The 20113-nt window shown below is 41.2% G+C and carries 18 protein-coding genes; 13 read left to right on the top strand and 5 right to left on the bottom strand.

All coding sequences use genetic code 11. The features are described 5' to 3' along the window. Positions 1 to 154: 154 nt before the first annotated feature. A complete protein-coding gene (locus HG267_RS06365; protein ID WP_052335265.1) occupies positions 155 to 2683 on the bottom strand; it encodes a PAS domain S-box protein in 2529 nt (842 codons plus the stop codon). A gap of 802 nt (positions 2684 to 3485) precedes the next feature. Between HG267_RS06365 and HG267_RS06360 the strand changes: the two genes are divergently transcribed. From HG267_RS06360 to HG267_RS06335, 6 genes are all read left to right on the top strand, one after another. Beyond that, positions 3486 to 4829 (top strand): adenylosuccinate synthase, encoded by a 1344-nt coding sequence (locus HG267_RS06360; RefSeq protein WP_045871662.1) that lies wholly within the window; start codon positions 3486 to 3488, stop codon positions 4827 to 4829. Positions 4830 to 4921: 92 nt separating this feature from the next. Further along, entirely contained in the window at positions 4922 to 5221 is a 300-nt protein-coding gene (gene rplY, locus HG267_RS06355) for a 50S ribosomal protein L25 (protein WP_045871661.1), read from the top strand. 291 nt (positions 5222 to 5512) lie between these two features. Continuing rightward, on the top strand, positions 5513 to 7054 hold the full coding sequence (locus HG267_RS06350) for an AAA family ATPase (RefSeq protein WP_045871660.1): 1542 nt from the start codon (positions 5513 to 5515) through the stop codon (positions 7052 to 7054). Between the two features lie 16 nt (positions 7055 to 7070). Beyond that, positions 7071 to 7571: a hypothetical protein gene (locus tag HG267_RS06345; protein WP_045871659.1), complete on the top strand. Its 501-nt coding sequence runs from the start codon at positions 7071 to 7073 to the stop codon at positions 7569 to 7571. 70 nt (positions 7572 to 7641) lie between these two features. Continuing rightward, positions 7642 to 8433 (top strand): YdcF family protein, encoded by a 792-nt coding sequence (locus tag HG267_RS06340; RefSeq protein ID WP_045871658.1) that lies wholly within the window; start codon positions 7642 to 7644, stop codon positions 8431 to 8433. A 215-nt stretch (positions 8434 to 8648) separates the two neighbouring features. Then, positions 8649 to 8870, top strand: coding sequence for a hypothetical protein (locus tag HG267_RS06335; RefSeq protein ID WP_045871657.1), 222 nt, complete (start codon positions 8649 to 8651; stop codon positions 8868 to 8870). 5 nt (positions 8871 to 8875) lie between these two features. Here the strand turns inward: HG267_RS06335 and HG267_RS06330 are convergent, their stop codons facing one another. Together HG267_RS06330 and HG267_RS06325 are read right to left on the bottom strand one after the other, a co-directional pair. Continuing rightward, positions 8876 to 9148: a ferredoxin-thioredoxin reductase variable chain gene (locus HG267_RS06330; RefSeq protein WP_045871656.1), complete on the bottom strand. Its 273-nt coding sequence runs from the start codon at positions 9146 to 9148 to the stop codon at positions 8876 to 8878. 698 nt (positions 9149 to 9846) lie between these two features. After that, positions 9847 to 11760 (bottom strand): protein phosphatase 2C domain-containing protein, encoded by a 1914-nt coding sequence (locus tag HG267_RS06325; protein ID WP_045871655.1) that lies wholly within the window; start codon positions 11758 to 11760, stop codon positions 9847 to 9849. Between the two features lie 234 nt (positions 11761 to 11994). Between HG267_RS06325 and HG267_RS06320 the strand changes: the two genes are divergently transcribed. Both HG267_RS06320 and HG267_RS06315 read left to right on the top strand, forming a co-directional pair. Further along, complete coding sequence (locus tag HG267_RS06320) at positions 11995 to 12429, top strand: NfeD family protein (protein ID WP_045871654.1); 435 nt, start codon at positions 11995 to 11997, stop codon at positions 12427 to 12429. Positions 12430 to 12590: 161 nt separating this feature from the next. Then, positions 12591 to 13565 (top strand): SPFH domain-containing protein, encoded by a 975-nt coding sequence (locus HG267_RS06315; protein WP_045871653.1) that lies wholly within the window; start codon positions 12591 to 12593, stop codon positions 13563 to 13565. 90 nt (positions 13566 to 13655) lie between these two features. On the opposite strand, the gene HG267_RS06310 is transcribed toward HG267_RS06315, so the two are convergent. Together HG267_RS06310 and HG267_RS06305 are read right to left on the bottom strand one after the other, a co-directional pair. Then, complete coding sequence (locus HG267_RS06310) at positions 13656 to 15488, bottom strand: DUF5777 family beta-barrel protein (protein ID WP_045871652.1); 1833 nt, start codon at positions 15486 to 15488, stop codon at positions 13656 to 13658. A gap of 243 nt (positions 15489 to 15731) precedes the next feature. Further along, positions 15732 to 16136 (bottom strand): Fur family transcriptional regulator, encoded by a 405-nt coding sequence (locus HG267_RS06305; RefSeq protein ID WP_045871651.1) that lies wholly within the window; start codon positions 16134 to 16136, stop codon positions 15732 to 15734. Positions 16137 to 16281: 145 nt separating this feature from the next. Between HG267_RS06305 and purS the strand changes: the two genes are divergently transcribed. The 5 genes from purS (at position 16282) to bchL (ending at position 20088) form a co-directional block, all read left to right on the top strand. Next, positions 16282 to 16560 (top strand): phosphoribosylformylglycinamidine synthase subunit PurS, encoded by a 279-nt coding sequence (gene purS, locus HG267_RS06300; RefSeq protein WP_045871650.1) that lies wholly within the window; start codon positions 16282 to 16284, stop codon positions 16558 to 16560. A 70-nt stretch (positions 16561 to 16630) separates the two neighbouring features. After that, complete coding sequence (purQ, locus tag HG267_RS06295; RefSeq protein ID WP_045871649.1) at positions 16631 to 17308, top strand: phosphoribosylformylglycinamidine synthase subunit PurQ; 678 nt, start codon at positions 16631 to 16633, stop codon at positions 17306 to 17308. Positions 17309 to 17748: 440 nt separating this feature from the next. Beyond that, entirely contained in the window at positions 17749 to 18120 is a 372-nt protein-coding gene (locus tag HG267_RS06290; protein ID WP_045871648.1) for a hypothetical protein, read from the top strand. Between the two features lie 58 nt (positions 18121 to 18178). Beyond that, entirely contained in the window at positions 18179 to 18433 is a 255-nt protein-coding gene (locus HG267_RS06285) for a TIGR02450 family Trp-rich protein (RefSeq protein ID WP_045871647.1), read from the top strand. 788 nt (positions 18434 to 19221) lie between these two features. Beyond that, positions 19222 to 20088 (top strand): ferredoxin:protochlorophyllide reductase (ATP-dependent) iron-sulfur ATP-binding protein, encoded by an 867-nt coding sequence (gene bchL / locus HG267_RS06280; protein ID WP_045871646.1) that lies wholly within the window; start codon positions 19222 to 19224, stop codon positions 20086 to 20088. The last annotated feature ends 25 nt before the right edge of the window (positions 20089 to 20113 follow it).

The raw sequence follows: 20113 nt of genomic DNA, 5'->3' as shown, positions 1-20113 counted from the left end.
GGTGTTTTCCGGAGAAATTTTACTAATCTTAACAAGAACTTCGGGAAAAAAAATCTATACCTTTAGGGAGATTGTATAAAGGTAAGGTTAATTTATTTGTTTCGATGTTCAGTAGTTGTCATTAACTCATTGGTTAACAGTCAACAGTTAACAGTCAACAACCAAGGACTTTTATTCTAGCGATTGTTTGTAATAACTCGTTGCTAGTACAGGGTTTAGATAAAAATGCACTAACACCCATATCAGTAACTTCCTTGATGTTCTGAGGGGATAATAGTCCACTCAAAGCAATAATTTTGACATGAGGATTAATTGTTTGTAATTTGCGAATTGCGATCGCACCATCCATTACTGGCATCATCATATCTAGCAACACTACGCTTATTTGCTGTTGATACTGAGCATAAATTGCTACGGCTTCAATGCCATTGCTAGCAGTTAACACCTGATAATTATGTTTTTCTAAGGATGATTTGGTAATTTCTCGAATGGCGGCTTCATCATCAACTAGCAAAATCCATTCACCATTTCCTGTTGGTGCTGCAATTTCGGGGGTATGCAGAGGTTGAGTGCTATTACTAAATGCTGGTAAATATACTTGAAACTCTGTGCCTTGGTTAACTTTACTATTGACATTGACAAAACCATTATGGTTTTTAATAATACCAATGGCTGTAGATAGTCCTAATCCTGTACCTTTACCCACCTCTTTTGTGGTAAAAAAGGGTTCAAAAATCCGCTCTTGAATTTCTGGTGGTATTCCCGTACCCGTATCCCTAACAGAAATAGCAATATAAGCGCCTATTTGAGCATCAATATTAATTAGGGTTGATTTCTCATCAATTACCACATTTTCTGCACTAATTTTCAAGATACCACCGTCGGGCATGGCATCACGGGCATTCACTACCAAATTCATCAGCACTTGATGCAGTTCAGTGGTATTGCCAAACACATACCACAGACTTGCTGATAAATCTACTTGACAGGTAATCGATTTAGGAAATGTTTGTTGGATAATTTGCTCAATTTCCTGTATCAAAAGTCTAGTTTGGACAATTGTCTTTTTGCCTTCAATACCTCGAGCAAAAGACAACACTTGCTTGAGCAAATTAGCGCCACGTTTAACATTACTTTCTAGGGTTTGCAGAATGCGTTGACTTTGTTGGTCTGGTAATTTCATCCGCAATAGTTCAACTGACATTAGCACAGGAGCTAGAACATTGTTAAGGTCATGGGCAATCCCACCTGCTAGAGTACCAATACTTTCTAACCGTTGCGATCGCAAAAGCTGTGCTTCTAGTTGTTTCTTTTGAGTAATTTCTGTACTGACACTCAAAATTGATTTTGGTTGATTCTGACTATCCCGCATGAGTGTCCAGCGGCTTTCGACAATAATTTCTTTCCCCTGTTTTGTAAGTTGCTGCAATTCGCCGCGCCATTCACCTGCACGTAAGACTGTTAAAAATGCATCTTCTAGTTGTGGTGAACTATCTTTGTATAACAAATCAACCACATTTTTACCTAAAACTTCCTCAGCCTTCCAGCCATAAACGCCTTCAGCACCTTGATTCCAAAATAATATTTGGTTGTGGATATTTCTGACTACAATTGCATCAGTTGCAACATCTAAAAGTGCAGCCTGTTCACGAATTTTCTGTTCTGCTTGTTGGCGCTTGGTAATATCTCGCGTTACCGCTAAATGCAAAAATGTACCATCAGCTTCGTTATGTAGTGGTACAGCATGAGTTTCTAACCAACGACGAGTACCCTGACTACCGACAATCTCGTATTCTAAATTCCCTTTATAGCCCTGACAAACACGTTCATGTAGAGATACAAAGGCTTCTCGGTACTCTGGTAAAATAGTCGCAGTAAATGCTTGCCCAATCAAATTTTCTGCACTTTCTAGCTCCAACATTGCCAAGCCAGAGGCATTAATTTCTAATAAGGTACCATCCTTAGCAATTAACTTCAGACACTCTGGTTCTGCATCAATAATTGCTCGCAACCGATTCTCACTTTGACGTAAATTTAATTCTGTCTGTTGAAGCCGCTTGATGTAACACCATAACAAGTCATATAACAAAGCCACCAATAAAAAATCGATGATAGCAGCTAATAAAAATGTCGCCATTGACTTACGAGAAGTCACTTGTAACTGCTGATTGCGCTGTTGTAATATTTTTTGCTCACTTGCTAAAGACTCATGAATAAATCTTGGGATATCATGACTCAGCATTTCCTGTTGATGAGACAACACTGATTGCCTTGCAGTATCAAACCCTTGGTTTTGCAAAACAACAACTTCTGCTTGCAAGATGTTGAGTCTGTCAGTAATTTTTTGTTCTAGTACAGCAACCCATTGATGATTTTGTTGCGCTTGAGTGAGCTGTTTGAGAATTTGAATATTATTATTAATTTGTTGACTTGCTTGTAAATAGGTTACTAAGTTATTTGTGCTTATAGTTATTAAGTAGTTACGCTGTGCCGTTTCAGCATTGTTTAGCGTTGTCAGTAGCGTTTGAACTTGAGTAATAATTTCTTGGGAGTGTGTTATTAATTGCCAATTCTGTACCAGTTGCATCGTAGTGCTATGGGAAACTACAGCATTCGTAAACAAAACCGCCAAGACTAGAATAAATACTGCTTTCAGCTTTTGGATGACAGACCATTTCATCATGCGATCGCCTTCAATGCTGGTGATATCCCCAATGCGGTAAATTTAAAATTGAATACCTAAGATCAGTCAAAAATCTTGATACCACTTTGAACACAGGACAATTTTTAATATTTACACTGAGATGTATCCCATCGCGAATAGTGGTATGAATTATTCATTGTTAGCAATTTTAGGTGATTACTGAGACAGAAAAACCGCTATAAAAGTTACTTTATTAGCGGTTTTCAGTTAGATGAAATCTAATTTTTAGATTTTTCCAGAATTGAAAATCGGGACAAGTTTTTTTGTGTAAATGATTGATGATTAATACAATTATTTGCGACTATTAGTATTAAAAACTATAATACAAAATTTATTGTTGATCCGCAAGTTGTTTCAGCTAGATAAATAGAAGCTGTTAATAGCATAACTACTGACTACTTAAATGATTTTCTACAGCATAACTATTGATAATTGATGAATATTCGCGGATTCCAAATCCTAGAATTATCAAATAATGCGTGGATATCAGGTTTGGGGCATGATTAATAGCTGCTAGAGATATTGAAAGATTTTGATTAGTTTCCAAAATCAAACATTAATTCCATAATTTATTGTTTGAGATGCTCACAACTTTTCACGCCTAACCATTAAATAACCTCATGAGTAAGTATGTACTCATAACCTCTGGTTAAGTGAATAGGTTACTGTTTGCTAGGTGATGAATTTGTTGGATTGAGAATTTTGCAATTTTCTTGACATAAGTTACATATTATGTAAATAATAATTGTTTGTGGAAACTTTAGCTCTATAAAATAAAAGCTTGGCTAACGTTATTGTCATAGGTGCCCAGTGGGGCGATGAAGGAAAAGGTAAAATAACTGACTTACTCAGCCGCTCCGCAGATGTAGTTGTCCGTTACCAAGGGGGTGTCAATGCTGGACACACAATTGTAGTTAAAGGTCAAACCTTTAAGTTACATTTGATTCCCTCTGGTATTTTGTATCCAGATACCGAATGCATTATCGGCTGTGGTACAGTCATCGATCCCAAAGTTTTAATAGCAGAACTAGATCAATTAGAAAGTTTAAATATTTCTACTAATAATCTGCTAATTTCCGAGACTGCCCATGTAACTATGCCTTACCATCGATTAATCGATCAGGCATCAGAAGAACGTCGGGGAAGCCACAAAATCGGCACTACAGGAAGGGGTATTGGCCCCACCTATGCTGATAAATCTGAGCGCACAGGTATCCGAGTTTTAGACTTGATGGACCCTGAAGGATTGCGCGATCAGTTAGAGTGGACAATTAATTATAAAAACGCAATTTTAGAAAAGCTTTACAACCTACCTCCTCTTGACCCAGAAGAGGTAATTCAAGAGTATTTGGGTTATGCTGAACGGTTGCGGCCTTACGTCGTTGATAGTTCGCTGAAAATATATGATGCGATTCTCAAACGGCGCAATATCTTATTTGAAGGCGCACAAGGGACGCTACTAGACCTAGATCATGGCACTTATCCCTACGTCACATCATCTAACCCTGTAGCTGGGGGGGCTTGCGTTGGCACAGGCTTAGGCCCGACAATGATTGACCGGGTAATTGGGGTGTCGAAAGCTTACACAACACGCGTTGGTGAAGGGCCTTTCCCAACCGAACTACAAGGTGAATTGGGAGAATTGTTGTGCGATCGCGGTGCTGAATTTGGTACAACTACTGGTAGGAAGCGTCGCTGCGGCTGGTTTGATGCTGTAATCGGTCGGTATGCCGTACGGATTAACGGTATGGACTGTATAGCAATCACCAAACTAGATGTTCTCGATGAACTAGAGGAAATCAACGTTTGTGTCGCCTACGAAATTGATGGCGAACGCTGCGAACACTTCCCCACCAGTGCGCGTCAATTTGCTCGCTGTCGTCCCATCTACAAAACCTTACCAGGTTGGAAAGTTTCGACAAGTAACTGCCGTACCCTGGAAGATTTGCCCAAGCAAGCCCTAGACTACCTAAAATTCTTAGCAGAATTGATGGAAGTCCCGATCGCGATTGTCTCCTTAGGAGCTAGCCGCGATCAAACCATAATTGTAGAAGACCCAATCCACGGGCCAAAACGTGCTTTGTTACAGCCTGACGGTACACCTGTCTCTTTACTCAGCGCCTAGCACTAGTCATCAGTCGTTTCGTCATCAGCAAATGACAAATGACAATTGACCAATGACAATTGACAATTGACAAATTACCACTAACAACTTGTATGAGCCTCACAGTCGAATCTAAAACCAGACCAGAAGGCAGCAAGCCTAAAGCTTTGCGTCGTTCTGGATTAATTCCCGCTAATTTATACGGTCACAAAGGCGCAGAATCAATTTCTTTAGTAGTTGAAGCAAAAACCGTTGAGCGCTTGCTCAAACACGCTGTTGTCAACAAAACAGAAGTTGAACTCACCATTCCCGAGCTTGAGTGGACTGGTAAAACTATAGTTCGGGAAGTTCAAACCCATCCCGCAAAAGGTACAACCTACCACGTCAGCTTTTTTGCCACTCCTCAAAGCTAATTGCGGAAGATATTTCATCTTTTTTGCTACCTAAATTTTGTGATAATTGCTGATAATGCCAGGGGTAACACCCTGGTTTTTTGTTAAGCTATCAGCGGCAGTAGAAGGATGAAGTCTCAAGGATGAAGTATAAAAACCACATCTATATATTAAGGATATAGTTTTTAGATATTGGGCATTTGGTGCTTGTCAAAAGTCAACATTCAAAGACTATTGATAATTTCTTCCTTGTCCCCATTACCCATTCCCCATTACCCATTCCCCATTCCCCATTCCCATTCCCCAACAAATATGACAGAAGCAACTCTTCCCGCCTTAATTCAGCAAATGTTGCAGCCAGGATTTTATCCTCATGCAGTTTCAGAACCTATTCAACTGATTCAAACCCATGTTTCCTATGTGCTGCTCACTGGTGATTATGTTTATAAATTGAAAAAGCCTGTGAATTTTGGCTTTTTAGACTACTCCACCTTAGAAAAGCGACAACATTTTTGCCAAGAAGAATTGCGCTTAAATCAGCGCGGTGCAGGTGAATTGTATTTAGAAGTCTTACCTCTAACTCTAGAAAGCGAGCAATACCATCTCGGAGGAACAGGTGAGGCTGTAGAATACACGCTGAAGATGCGCCAGTTTCCTCAAGAGGCGCTGTTTAGCAGCCTATTTGAGCAAGGTAAGTTAAATGAAACGCACCTGGAAGAATTGGGACGGATAGTAGCGCAATATCACGCCAAAACTGAGACAAATGATTATATTCGCAGTTTTGGTGAAGTTCCTAAAGTTCGGGAGGCGTTTGATGAAAATTACGTGCAAACCGAGAAATATATCGGTGGGCCTCAAACTCAGGAACAGTTTGACGAAACCAAAGCATACACTGAGCGTTTTTTTGCAGAACGAGGAGAATTATTTGCCAGCAGAATTAAAAATAACTATATTCGCGAATGTCATGGCGATTTACACCTGAGAAATATCGCTCTATGGCACAATCAAATCCTGCTGTTCGACTGCATTGAATTTAATGAACCCTTCCGCTTTGTAGATGTCATGTTCGATATTGCTTATGCGGTGATGGATTTAGAAGCACAGCAGCGAAAAGACTTGAGTAATGCTTATTTAAATACTTATGTAGAACAGACTGGCGATTGGGAAGGCTTACAGATTTTACCCATATATTTAATTCGTCAGTCTTATGTGAGAGCAAAAGTCACTTCATTTTTGTTAGATGATCCAGCTGTACCAGATGCAGTAAAAGAACAGGCGACAAAAACCGCAGCCACATATTATCAGCTAGCTTGGGAATATACTAAACCCAAACAAGGGCAACTGTTCTTAATGTCGGGTTTGTCTGGTTCTGGTAAGAGTACCACAGCTCGGTCTTTAGCCCGTGAAATCGGCGCAATTCACCTGCGTTCAGATGCAGTCAGAAAACACTTAGCGGGAATTCCCCTGATGGAACGAGGCGGGGATGAAATCTACACACCCGAAATGACTCAGAAAACTTATGCACGGCTGTTGGAATTAGGGACTATACTTGCTAATCAAGGTTTTTCCGTAATTTTGGATGCCAAATATGACCAACAACAGCTACGCCAAGAGGCAATTACCCAAGCCGAAAAACACCAAATTCCTCTCCAGATTATTCAATGCACAGCACCGCTAGAAGTTGTACAAGAACGTCTGCTGAAGCGTACTGGGGACATTGCTGATGCTACCGCCGATTTACTAGCATCCCAAATTAAACTATTTGAAGAATTTACTGAGACAGAAAAACCCTACCTTAAGATTTTGGATACAACTCAGCCACAACAGGCACAATTAAAAGAAATTATTCACTAATAGCCTGGTTTATCTCATGGCACAGAAAAAAGACTTCATGAATATGTCGCCAAACTTCCTATCGCAACTGATATTTGGCTTAATTTTAACCCTGATATTAAAGATGACAGGGTCTTCGCTATCCCTCAGTATCTTTTTAGGAATCATTGGCGGTTTCACCTTAGGTTGGATCACCGCAGCCGGTAAGAACAGTGCTCAACCGCAGTCTGTAGACTCTTCCGAGGGGATTGATGCAGCGCTGAAATATTGGTTATTGTTCTTAGCTGGCTTTAGCTGGTTAGGATATCCAGCACCGATGAGTATCTTATTAGGGGCATTAGGTGCTTTGGGCGGTGGCTGGATGATTGCTTGGTGGGGAAGTAAAGAAGAAACTAGAACTCAGTTACCCCTTGAACCTACAGAAGAAATTGAGGACGAGCAACCCAGTCCTAGAAGCAATGTTAGGCGCACTAGAAAAATAGCTCGACGTTTCCGCCGTACACCCGGAGGTATCAATTTAAAGTTTTGGGAACGGTAGAATTTGGTAATTGGTCAAAGGTCATTTTTTCCTATTACCAATTACCAATTACCAATTACCAATCCCCAATATGTTCTTATATCTCTCCAAGTTGCTACCGCTATTTTTCTATCCGCTGGGATTAGCTTCTATTAGCTTGGTAGTAGCATTAATAACAATATGGAAACGACCGCGCACGGCTGCGATCGCAATTGCTTTATCCCTATTTTTATTGCTATTTTGCAGCAATGCTTGGATCTCTCATTTACTAGTGCGATCGCTAGAATGGCAAAATACTGCAACTGCTCAAATACCGAATGCGGAAGCTATTGTGGTTTTGGGTGGTGCTACTAAATCGGCTTTTTGGCCCCGTCCCGGTGCTGATTTAAGCGAACAGGGCGATCGTGTGATTTATGCTGCTCAACTATATCGTCAACAAAAAGCCCCGATCATTATCCTTAGCGGCGGTAGAATTGATTGGCGTGGTAGCGGTACTTCTGAATCGGCAGATATGGCAAATATTCTCACGTCTGTTGGCATACCTGCTACTGCGCTTGTGCAAGAGCCGGAATCGCTCAATACTTATCAAAATGCCGTAAATGTCAAGAAAATTTTGCAATCGCGTAACATCAAGCAAGTATTATTAGTCACTTCGGCAATGCATATGCCGCGATCGCTCAAAATTTTTCAGCGTCAAGGAATTGATGCGATTCCAGCACCTACTGATTTTCTAGTCAGTGCAGGCGAAATGCAAGAACTGGGTAATAGCCCTAAATCCGCTATTTTGAATTTACTACCTGATACTAATAATTTAAACGAATTTACCAGCGCTTTAAAAGAATACGTTGGTTTGTTTATATATAGTTTGCGGGGTTGGCTCTAGACAGTGCTGAGTTCTAAGTTTTGAGTAGTATAAGCAGTAGTTTGAATTTCGGAAGTCTAATTTGCAATCGCTATAATTTCAATAGTCACAAAGCTTTGATTTTTAGATCTGATTCAAAGGTTATACATACATAGTTCCTAGGTGAAGATTTTAACCTTTGACCCTTGACTCTTGACTTTTATTAAATTTCTCAGGAATCAGCACTCCCTGATATTATGTCTAAAAATTTACCTTATATTATTCCTGCGACTCCCAGCGAAGTTGATGAAACCTTTGCTGCTTATCAAACAACTCACCAGTTTTACCATGAAGTTAGGGAGCGCTCAGAATTTCGGCAACATTGTGAGTGGTATTATACAACAGCAATGCAACACCGTCAAGAACTAGAAAGAATGCGCGGCGAATTGAATATTTTCCGATGGTTTCGCCGCTCCTGAGGGATTTAGATGATTTCTAATTCACTCTCGCGTAAGTGAGCTTTAAATCTTTTACTAAACTGGACTAAGATTGGCAGATTGGCACTTACAGGTCTACCTTGCCATTGGGTGACAATAGATACAATTTCACCGTCTGAGCCTTTAAGGTCAAAACCCTGACCGCGATGTTCAGGATGGTGGTAAACTACTACCGATTCTTTAACACGAACGCGATCGCCAACTTTCATAGCAACATTTACACCTAGCTTTTCCTGTTCCACAAGTATCTCCACAGCCATCCCTTACTGAATTAGCTTTTTTGAAAAATAGACTGCTGGCAACAGTCACACTTTTGATCACATCTGTACAGACTGGCTGTTGAATGCTTCCGTAACTGCTATACGAACAAAGCCTGCCATGCAGGCTTTGTTGTCGATCAATTAGCAACATTAGACTCACCTAATGCTTTAGCAACAGGTCTGATCTTTTGATTGTGAGTTAGTTTTTCATCCTAACCACTTGTTAAACAAACTCTGCCAAAGAGCTTGCCAAAAACGAGATTTACCCAATAAGAGACTATCTGATGATGACAAAAATCTACACCATGATTGCCTGCTCAGTGAACTTGTTCACTTCTAGGCGTGTCTCAGAAGCGTTTTGTTGAGGATGATCTGCATCACGGGTAAGCAAAACCCGCTTTAGCTGTTATTTTGCGCTTTAACGCCAAGTCTCATTCTACAACAAGTTGGTGTTGTGAATTGGATTGGGGACTGGGGATTAGGGACTGGGGATTGGGGACTGGGGACTGGGGATTGGGGATTGGGGAACTCGGGGCCCCCTCTGGGGATAAGGGGTAATGGGGATTGGGGATTGGGGATTGGGGATTGGGGATTGGGGAGATGAGGGAGATGAGGGAGATGAGGAAGATGAGGGAGAAATAACAAACACCAATGACAAATGACCAATTACCAATTACCAATTACCAATTACCAAACCCCTATTTAGGACATACCTGCTGTACGCTTGGGGGAAGTTGGCGACACATTTGTTGGAATGTTTGTGGCTGGAATTGGGATAAGACGAATAAGCCGATGGTTGTTCCGCCCAGAAGCAACAATAATAATCCGCCAACCAACAGCGCAGGTTTGCCTCGGCTGGGTTTTTCTGCTGGGGTTGAGGTAGCTTCTTCGGCGGTGATATCCAAATCTACTAGGACTGGTGAACTTTCTGGGATCGCTGCTTCGGATGGTTCTGCTTCGATGATTTCTACTTGTGGTTGTTTGTAAGTTAAAGAAATTAAGTATTCTCGGGAAATGCCGTATAAGGTCATCACTACAGATGCATTGTCATGACCATTTTTCTGATTAGCTAAGTTAATCCAGCGTTGGAGAGCATCTTCAAGAGCTAGTTTTCCAGTTAACACTGGAACTGCGTATTGTTGCCAGGATTGTTCTACCCAGTTATTGTCACTTAAACCATCGGAACATAACAACAAGATGCCATCTTCTTCCAAAATGAAGCGCCTGATTTCAACCCGAAGAGATTCGGCATCTCTGGCTCCTAAAGCCTGGGTAAGAGCTGTTGCATCTGGTCTCATTAATGCTTGACGATAAAAATTGCGAGCAAAACGGACTTCCCGCGCTGCGACATCATCGTCTACTGTTAGAAGTTGGCAATAATTACGGGTAATCCAGTAAGCACGGCTATCGCCAACACTAGCTAGGTAAAGTTCATGGGCATTTTTAGATTCCTTACCAGAGGTAGTCTGTACTCGCTGCGGCACTTGCAATGCCATCACGAGGGTTGTGGCCATGCGTTCTCTACCTTGGCGGTTTTGCTCGTCGTTACGGGCACAAATAACGTTATTTACTATCCTTAAGCAGGCTTCTAGTTGTTCTGCAAACAAGTCAGGCTTGACAATTTGACCTTCTTGTGAAACATCTGCTAATAAGGCACGGATTTGCAATTTTAAGGATTGTACTGCTAGTTGACTAGCTACCTCACCACCTTGATGACCGCCAATACCATCACAAACAATTGATAACTGTGGTACGAGGAATTCTTCTAAATCGTTAACATTAGCAGGGTAGCAAGCATCTTCATTTGTGATCATTTGCATCCCCGCATCGGTTGCACCCAAAACTTCCACGTTAAATGGTAAGTCTGCTGCGGCTGAAAGTAATAAGGCATTGAGTTGATTAGTAATTTCTGCCAAATCAGCTTCCTGTGTACACATCTGCTTGACGATGTTCTGCAACTTTCCGGCTACGGCTGGTTTTGCAGATGCTACCAAAGGTTGCCAAAATCGGCCTAAATCTTGCAAACTCACTAAATTTTCTTGTGTCTGGTGAAGTTCTAACAGGCGGATACACCAACCTTGTACCCGCAGGTTGTTTAACATGAGTAAACTGTTAGCAACTTCTAATTCTGATAACGGCTTCCACAGTTGGAGAATTTGCCACAGCCAATAAACCTGTCTGACTGCTGTTGCTTGTTCCCATGCATCTGCGATCGCCGGATAGACATTGCCATTTTCTGCGATCGGTACATTTTCCAGTAACAGGATATGATCTCCACCGCCCTCAAATTCTGGAATATATCCATAGGCTTGGGGGATATGCAATCGCTCATAATATAACCGCAAATAAGCAAGCACTTCATTTGGCAATTCTTCTGGGATATCTGGTAGTAGCCCCGGTTGCGTATCTAACCAAACTTGCTGCGTAATAACCTCATATCTATTTGCCACCGTTGTTCCTGGTGGTATTTTTGCTGCTTTTGGGCCAGTCGCCCAAAGATAGCGATGAACTAAGGGAGTCTGGCAATTAGCGCAAACACGACTCTCTAAAGAATTAATAGGACTAGTACAGTCTGGATTGATGCAATAAATGACCTGTTGAGTAGAAATCATAATGGTATAAATTTAGGAAACAAACTAAGTCGTGAATTTCGATTACATATTGCTGTCAAATACTTAAGGGCTAGAATAGACTGGATTTTTGTACCTCTGGCTACATGTTGTTACGGAAATTAATCAAAATTGATGGTTAAAATACCATATTTTGTCTTTTGGAAACAGCCAGCCTCTAGGTGGATCTAATAGGAGAAATACATTTACGCAAATGTAACGTCTTAGGATGACGCTATGCCAAGTTATACCGTAATCTGGCTCTTAGCAGGAGCAGTTTTATGTTTAATGGAACTGTTCTTGCCGTCTGCTTTTGTCGCTTTCATGATGGGAATTAGCGCTTTTATTGTGGCGCTACTGTCTCAATTCATTCTGCGGACTGTATGGCTGCAAGTTATAGCCTGGCTGTTGCTGTCCACATTGCTAATTGTGGGTTCTCGCAGGTTTTTACAACCACGACGACGTAAATCAAACATCCAAGATGCAATTACAGCTGAAACTCTAACAGAAATTCCGCCTGGGAAAACAGGCCGGGTACTATACGAAGGAAATTCTTGGCAAGCAAGATGTGACGATGACAAACTCAGCGTTGCATCTCATCAAAGGGTTTATATTGTCCGCAGAGAAGGCACCACCTTGATTGTGATGCCGGAACATTTGTTGCATTCGTAGTTGGGCATGGGGCATTGGGCATTGGGCATAGGTAATTGGTAATTGGTAACTGGTAATTGGTAATTAGAATTTTCTCCCCTTGTCCCCAGTCCCCATTACCCCTTATCCCCAGAGGGGGCCCCGAGTTCCCCAATCCCTACAGAAAAATTAGGAGAATTATTATGGAACAGTTCTTGTTACTGATATTTTTGGCTCTTGGAGGTTCTGCTTTAGCAGGTTCAGTCAAAGTTATTAATCAAGGTGATGAAGCCTTAGTGGAAAAATTGGGTAGCTACAACAAAAAATTAGGCCCTGGGCTAAACTTTGTTACTCCTTTCCTCGATAAGATTGTCTACAAGCAAACTATTCGCGAAAAAGTCTTAGATATTCCGCCACAACAGTGTATTACCCGTGATAACGTTTCCATCACAGTTGATGCCGTAGTTTACTGGCGCATCATGGATATGGAAAGGGCTTATTACAAAGTAGAAAATCTCCAGTCGGCGATGGTGAATTTGGTGTTAACTCAAATTCGTTCGGAAATGGGACAACTGGAGTTAGATGAAACCTTTACCGCCCGTTCTCAAATTAATGAACTTCTCTTGCGGGATTTGGATATTGCGACTGATCCCTGGGGTGTGAAAGTCACGCGGGTAGAACTGCGAGATATTATCCCCTCGAAGGCGGTGCAAGAATCGATGGAATTACAGATGTCGGCAGAACGGCGCAAACGGGCATCCATCTTAACATCAGAAGGCGATCGCGAATCTGCTGTTAATAGCGCTAGAGGTAAAGCCGATGCCCAAATTCTAGACGCAGAAGCCCGGCAAAAAGCTGTAATTTTACAAGCAGAAGCCGAACAAAAAGCGATCGTTCTCAGGGCACAAGCTGAACGTCAGCAGCAAGTTCTCAAAGCCCAAGCTATTGCTGAATCTGCAGAAATTATTGCCCAAAAAATCAAAAACAACCCCGACGTTCAAAAGTCTTTGGAAGTTTTATTTGCTTTGGGTTATCTAGATATGGGCGCGACAATTGGTAAAAGCGATAGCAGCAAGGTCATGTTTATCGACCCACGCAGTATTCCCGCTACCTTAGAAGGTATAAAGTCCATTATTGCTGATGGGCAGGAATTACCGGGGATTAATCATCGGGGGTGAGGCAAGGGGATAGGGAGCAGGGAGCAGGGGAGAAATATCTACCAATTACTCATTACCAATGCCCAATGCCCAATGCCCCATGCCCAAATTTCAAATTCCCCAAATGAGGCTAAAACCAAAATTTGTACCGTCTGGTTCTGCGTTTAAATTTCCTAAGCCACTTTGCCCAATGGCGTTAGTAGCAAAAATATCTAATCCGAAGCGAGAACTGGGTAAGAAGCGCAAGCCTGTGGCCCAAGTACTGCTTTTGCCATCTACAACCGGGGTGAATTCTCCAATCAATTGCAGCCAATCTGCGATCGCCTGATTAATTCCTATCCCTATCCCTATACGCCTAGTCGATCCAAAAAATGCTCCCTTGGGATTAATGGAAATGGCAGTTTGGGAATTGAGTTGATAGGTGATAGGCAACTCTACGTACAGAGTGCCATTGATACCACCTCTTTGCAATGCTGTCTCACTAATTCCTGCCAGTTTAGCACTGAGGGTGACTCCATCCCCTCTTGCTTGGTCGAAAAACTTGAGTTTTATGGCACCGCCAATTTTGATTCCCGGCCCAGATATATCTCTTTCGGAAAAGCGATCGCTTGAAGCAAATTGATCGACACTCAGCTCTAACTGTGAATCTTCCGTTAAGCCATAGGCTAGGGCAAAACTAGAACTACCATGTGTACCTAACCCGCCTCTAAATTGGAAATTACTAGTTGGTAGAGTACTTGCCGTTGACAGTGTCAGACCATCAAATAGCAATGTATGATCGCGGTAGGCAAGTGTGGTGCGGGGAAAATTACTAAAATTAGCTGCATACCCTTGCCCCAAATCAATAACATGCTTGACGCGAACACCCAATAATAAATCATCGCCATCAGGAATAAAGCCTAACAAGCCTGTGGTCGGTGTAGCACCATAACTATTGGTAGCATAAACCTCTGCCCCTATTTTGGGGTTAAGGGTATAATCTATACCCACAGTCCAAAGTAATTTACGAGTGATAGAGCGGTCTTTGGCAATGAAAGTATTGCCTCCTGGCCCCAAGGGAGTTTGTATATTGGCAAACAAGTTAACTCTTTTGGAAGTTTGCCAGCTAAACCCTGTGCCAATATTGAAAAAAGTCCCAAAAAAATCTCCCCCGGCAACTTTATCTGGAAAGAAAACAACTCCTGGGGTGAAATGTAATTGCAGATTGGGAGATGCTTTGTAGGTAATTGGCAAGTGTAAAGCGCCAACTGGCCTCACATTAAAAAATGGTTGGTTGGGGCTATTCTTAAAAATCCCGGTATCTGAAGATATATGTAATAACTGAAACGCGCCTGCAAGACCAACAGCCCAAGAATTCTGGTTGAGAATTTGATACTTTAGCTTAGTGCCATAACTAATAGTTGCGAAAAAAGGACATTCGCTTCTCACTGGGCATTTTAAATAATCATCGAAAATATCGCCAGTAAAACCTATCTGGAAATTGTCTGTAATTCCCCAGTCGAGATTTAACTGATAGGTTTGTAAACCTGTACCTGAAACAGAAGCATCCGTTGGCAGAACTTGCAAAAAACCAGCTTCCAACTGCACTACACCCTTTGGTAATTGATTGGCTGTTTCCAAGTTATGCAATTGAGTTGGCGGTGTTTGTAATGGGGAAAGCGGCACCTCTGGCTGCACATTCTGAGTTGAATTGTCACTCATGAGCCACAAAAAATTTGCGTCTCGCTGTTTTTGCAATTTCTTTGCTGGAATATCTGGGAAAGCGATTAGCGGTACTTGTCCTTGCAAATCTCTAGCTTCAGTACTGATAGGCGATCGCACTGGCGTAACTGCTTCTGTGATCGCTTCTCGAGAATAGCTAGAGGTTAACCCTTCAGATCCATAACTGAGACTTGGACAAGCCAGAAACAGCAAACCACAGGAAAGGATTTTGATTTTACGCATATTTTTTCTGGGGCGATCGCGCTATTTCCAGATAAGAAAGAGTATAAAAAAAATTCCATTTCCTTGAGAGCGACATGAAAATCACTGCCAGAGAGGTTTTCCGTTCTCAGTGTATTACTAAATGCCTACCCAATTTCACATTTGCATAGGATGGGGGGATGAGGTAGATAAGGTAGATGAGGCAGAAAGGAGCACAAGCGAATAATAGCAATTACCAATTACCCATTACCCATTCCCCCTTCCCTACTCATTCACCTCAGCCGCCTGGTTACTCTGACACTGGGTACACAAACCAAAAAACTCAAGCGTGTGGTAAAAAATTTTAAATTTATGCTTTTCTTGCAACTTCTCTTCTAAGTCATGTACTGGGCATTGATTAATCGGAATAGAGACACCGCATTGCAGACAAGTGAGGTGATGTTTATCTTGTTGCGCTAGGCTATAGAGGGCTTCACCATTTGCTAGAGTTCTGATTTGTACCAGACCTTCCATTTTTAAGGCTTCTAAAGAGCGGTAAACAGTTGCTAATCCCATACTCTGATTGCGATTACGTAATTCAACGTAAATATCCTGCGCGGAAATACCTTGTTTAATGTTTTTCAACAGGTTCAAAATTTTATCCTGACTGCGGGTGCGTATGGCTCTCATAGACAATTATTTGAATTTGCCGCTGTGGTTGAAGCCTTCATACTGGCTAACTGATAAATTAACTGTAGTCGCTTCCTAATCTTATTTTCACTCAGTTGGAACAGAAAGTTATAGTATAGCGATCGCAGCATTCAGCGTTAAGCCCGTGCAAAGTAAGTATTTAGCTAAAATTTTCGTGACACTTCGTCCCTCAGTTTTAGACCCAGCTGGTGTGGCTGTACAATCTGGCCTCAAACAAATGGGATACGACAACGTAGAACAGGTGCGGATTGGTAAGTACATTGAATTAACCATCACCTCAACCCAAGAGGCTAAAGCCCGCCAAGAACTGAATAACATCTGTGACCAAATGCTAGCAAATCCGGTAATTGAAAATTATCGCTTTGAATTAATCGAAGTCGAAACGCAGACAGGGGTGTTTTAGGTTTGGGGATTGGTGTTTGGGATAGTAAATGACAAATGACAAATGACAAATGACAAATGACAAATAACAAATGACAAAATTTGGTGTTGTTGTTTTTCCGGGTTCTAATTGCGATCGCGATGTTGCTTATGTCACCAGAGACTTACTACAGCAACCAACTCGCATGGTTTGGCATCAAGAGACGGATATTGCTGATTTGGATGTGATTGTCATCCCTGGTGGCTTTAGTTACGGGGATTACTTGCGTTGTGGTGCGATCGCTCGTTTTTCGCCTGTGATGCAGCAGGTGGTTGAACATGCCCAAAAGGGGAAATATGTCTTAGGTATTTGCAACGGGTTTCAAGTATTAACTGAAGCAGGATTGCTGCCAGGTATATTAACCAGAAATCAGGATTTGCATTTTATCTGCGATCGCCTTCCTCTGAAAGTTGAGCGTACCAATTTGCCTTGGACGCAGGGTTACTCAGATGATGAAATTATCACTGTGCCTGTTGCTCACGGAGAGGGCAGATTCTACGCTGATGCAGCTACCCTCGCAGAATTGGAAGATAACGGGCAAGTGGTTTTCCGCTACGCAGGTGAGAATCCCAACGGTTCGTTAAATAACATTGCTGGAATTTGTAACCGCCAAGGCAACGTTTTAGGGATGATGCCACACCCTGAACGAGCCTCCGACCCCGTGTTAGGTGGTAATGATGGTTTACGGATGTTTCAAGGCTTATTAGATAAAGTAGCTGCGATCGCCTAAAGTCAGTAGGGTCATCATAATATTTGTGCCCTCAAAATCATCTCTACCCAAAAAAATTACAATCTGCTACTAAATCTTGTGGGGTGGGCATCTTGCCCGCCTCATTATGTAATACCAATTTGAAATAAAAATGCTACATATTGTAGAGGCACTGCATTGCCCTTTCCTCGAAAATATATTGATGTGTCGCCAACATTATTTGAATTGGTATAATTTGTATATCTCAAACCTGATTATTAAAGTATTTTTGCAATCTCAAACATATTTAAACAAATATCTAAAACCGAATTATTGCTAAATTTTTAAGTCCAGTATGGTGCGTTAGCGATAGCGTAATTTACCATATTTTTAGGTGCATTACTCATTTATCTTCTTACTCAGAACTCAGCACTCAGAACTCAGCACTCAGATTATCCCAAGTTGCATAATGAATATTGAAGATGATTGATCCCTATAACTTTGAAGATGATAACTTTGATTGTGATGAGGAGGAGTTATTTTCCCAAAAACGTATTAGCCAAATGACAGAAAGCGAAAAGCTACAGCGTTTTAAACGTTTTTTCGACAGTAGCATCCGTGCTATTTTACAAGATTGCCTGTTTCGCATTCTCAATCATGAAGATGGTACTGGCACTTTGCAAATTCTTTGCCCCAACGAAGTTGTGCAGCAACGCCTCAGCAAGAAAAAACGCAAAATCACTAATAATATCAACACTTGCTGGAACCACATTAAATTGTTTGGGTTATGTGTTGAGCAAAATGGTGAAAAAAATTGTCAAACTTTTGACCTGAATGGCGATTTAGTCAACTGAAGGCTGAAGCCTGAAGTATGAAGTGTAAAGTATAAATTTAACAAACAATAAATAAAATATGCCTAAAAAACAGAAATTTCCTTACCTTTTGGGTTCTAAATGGACAGCCCAGCAAAAAGTAGATGGTTGGCGACATTTCCAAGTTGTTAATCGCAAAAATCAGGGTAAATGGGTTTACGCAGAATTAGTTGCAGCTTGTGACCCAAATGTCCGGTTTTGGATGAATGCCAAATTATTACAAGATAACTCTCAGTGGCAACCTGGCTGGCAACCTTTAAAAGAAATCAACCAAATTGAAAGCGAGGTGTCTTGAATAAGGGTTTGGTAATGGGTAATTGGTAATTGGTAATTGGTAATGGGGATTTTTCCCCTAATCTACCTAATCTCCCTCATCCACCTCATCCCCAATCCCCAGTCACTTTATCTAGCCAAACACTGACCGTTTAAAAATTTAATAATTTGTTGCATATTAAAAATTACCTGCATCAACAATAGCTGCGGACGAATCTAATAAATTGAAAGGTTATCGCTATAAAAGCAATATTTTCCGGAATAACTTAGAATTTCAGTCTCAATTGGCCCTTAGCGTTCCCTAGCTTCATAGGCTAACCGACAGCTAGGAAGATAATTCATGGAATTTAGCCAGCAGCTTCTATCCTGCGAGCGTTTTTGGTATGTATAGAGACTTTTTTAATATCTCATCCTTAGAAGCATGAATCTCGATATTCTCCACTGACATTAAGTATTTATGCCTCTCATCTGCAGAGATTAGCATAAGCAAAATCAATGGAAAGCATAGATAATAGCCGATTTATTCATTTTGTCTTTTGTTACTAATTTTATTTAAATAAAACATAAATAATTTAAATAAAGCTATAAAAAAGTTTTTTATGGATTTTATGAGCCTTTAAGCTGTAAATATCTTTTAAATATACTTAAATATCTCTATATCTTCTAGTTACATATTTACAGCCCCTTTATTTTCCTTGTAGTTTGGACAATAATGACATCACAAGACCTCACGCATCGCCATCTCAGGCTAGGTGAAGGCAAATGTTTCAGCCAAGAGTTTGAAAATAAACTATTAAGAGGCCAACGAAAGTGAAACTAGCAGTTTATGGAAAAGGTGGAATCGGCAAATCCACAACTAGCTGTAACATCTCAGTCGCCCTAGCAAAACGCGGCAAGAAAGTACTACAAATTGGCTGCGACCCCAAACACGATAGTACTTTTACGCTCACCGGATTTTTGATTCCGACGATTATTGATACTCTGCAAGAAAAAGACTATCACTATGAAGATGTCTGGCCGGAAGATGTAATTTACAAAGGCTACGGTGGTGTTGATTGCGTAGAAGCAGGTGGCCCGCCAGCAGGTGCTGGGTGTGGTGGATATGTTGTTGGTGAGACCGTGAAATTACTGAAAGAACTCAACGCTTTTGATGAGTATGACGTAATTTTATTTGATGTACTTGGTGACGTTGTGTGCGGCGGTTTTGCAGCGCCACTCAACTATGCTGATTACTGCATGATTGTTACCGACAACGGCTTTGATGCTTTGTTTGCCGCCAATCGGATTGCTGCTTCCGTGAGAGAGAAAGCCAGAACTCACCCACTGCGTTTAGCTGGTTTAATTGGTAATCGCACTTCCAAGCGCGATTTGATTGAAAAATATGTAGAAGCAGTACCAATGCCAGTTTTGGAAGTTCTACCTTTAATAGAAGATATTCGAGTTTCTCGGGTTAAGGGTAAAACTTTGTTTGAAATGGCAGAATCCGACCCTTCTTTAAGCTACGTTTGCGATTACTATCTCAACATTGCCGACCAAATTCTTGCACGTCCAGAAGGGGTAGTACCAAATGATGCCCAAGACCGTGAATTGTTCTCTTTATTATCAGATTTTTATCTAAATCCGAATAAACCCCAGGTGCGTAATCCGGAAGAGGAATTAGACTTGATGATTGTATAAATCATCAAAATTCCAGGATGGGGAA

Origin of the sequence: Tolypothrix sp. PCC 7601 (assembly GCF_025677855.1) — a bacterium.
Classification (GTDB): Bacteria; Cyanobacteriota; Cyanobacteriia; order Cyanobacteriales; family Nostocaceae; genus Aulosira; species Aulosira diplosiphon.
This window is presented reverse-complemented; position numbering and strand designations above follow the sequence as displayed.

Excerpts from the sequence above, each read along its gene's own strand:
- HG267_RS06350 (WP_045871660.1), top strand. The coding sequence starts at position 5,513 with ATGACAGAAGCAACTCTTCCCGCCTTAATTCAGCAAATGTTGCAGCCA.
- HG267_RS06310 (WP_045871652.1), bottom strand. The coding sequence starts at position 15,488 with ATGCGTAAAATCAAAATCCTTTCCTGTGGTTTGCTGTTTCTGGCTTGT.
- rplY (WP_045871661.1), top strand. The coding sequence starts at position 4,922 with ATGAGCCTCACAGTCGAATCTAAAACCAGACCAGAAGGCAGCAAGCCT.
- HG267_RS06365 (WP_052335265.1), bottom strand. The coding sequence starts at position 2,683 with ATGATGAAATGGTCTGTCATCCAAAAGCTGAAAGCAGTATTTATTCTA.
- HG267_RS06315 (WP_045871653.1), top strand. The coding sequence starts at position 12,591 with ATGGAACAGTTCTTGTTACTGATATTTTTGGCTCTTGGAGGTTCTGCT.
- HG267_RS06345 (WP_045871659.1), top strand. The coding sequence starts at position 7,071 with ATGGCACAGAAAAAAGACTTCATGAATATGTCGCCAAACTTCCTATCG.
- HG267_RS06340 (WP_045871658.1), top strand. The coding sequence starts at position 7,642 with ATGTTCTTATATCTCTCCAAGTTGCTACCGCTATTTTTCTATCCGCTG.
- HG267_RS06320 (WP_045871654.1), top strand. The coding sequence starts at position 11,995 with ATGCCAAGTTATACCGTAATCTGGCTCTTAGCAGGAGCAGTTTTATGT.
- HG267_RS06325 (WP_045871655.1), bottom strand. The coding sequence starts at position 11,760 with ATGATTTCTACTCAACAGGTCATTTATTGCATCAATCCAGACTGTACT.
- HG267_RS06290 (WP_045871648.1), top strand. The coding sequence starts at position 17,749 with ATGATTGATCCCTATAACTTTGAAGATGATAACTTTGATTGTGATGAG.
- HG267_RS06335 (WP_045871657.1), top strand. The coding sequence starts at position 8,649 with ATGTCTAAAAATTTACCTTATATTATTCCTGCGACTCCCAGCGAAGTT.
- HG267_RS06285 (WP_045871647.1), top strand. The coding sequence starts at position 18,179 with ATGCCTAAAAAACAGAAATTTCCTTACCTTTTGGGTTCTAAATGGACA.
- purQ (WP_045871649.1), top strand. The coding sequence starts at position 16,631 with ATGACAAAATTTGGTGTTGTTGTTTTTCCGGGTTCTAATTGCGATCGC.
- HG267_RS06305 (WP_045871651.1), bottom strand. The coding sequence starts at position 16,136 with ATGAGAGCCATACGCACCCGCAGTCAGGATAAAATTTTGAACCTGTTG.
- HG267_RS06330 (WP_045871656.1), bottom strand. The coding sequence starts at position 9,148 with ATGGCTGTGGAGATACTTGTGGAACAGGAAAAGCTAGGTGTAAATGTT.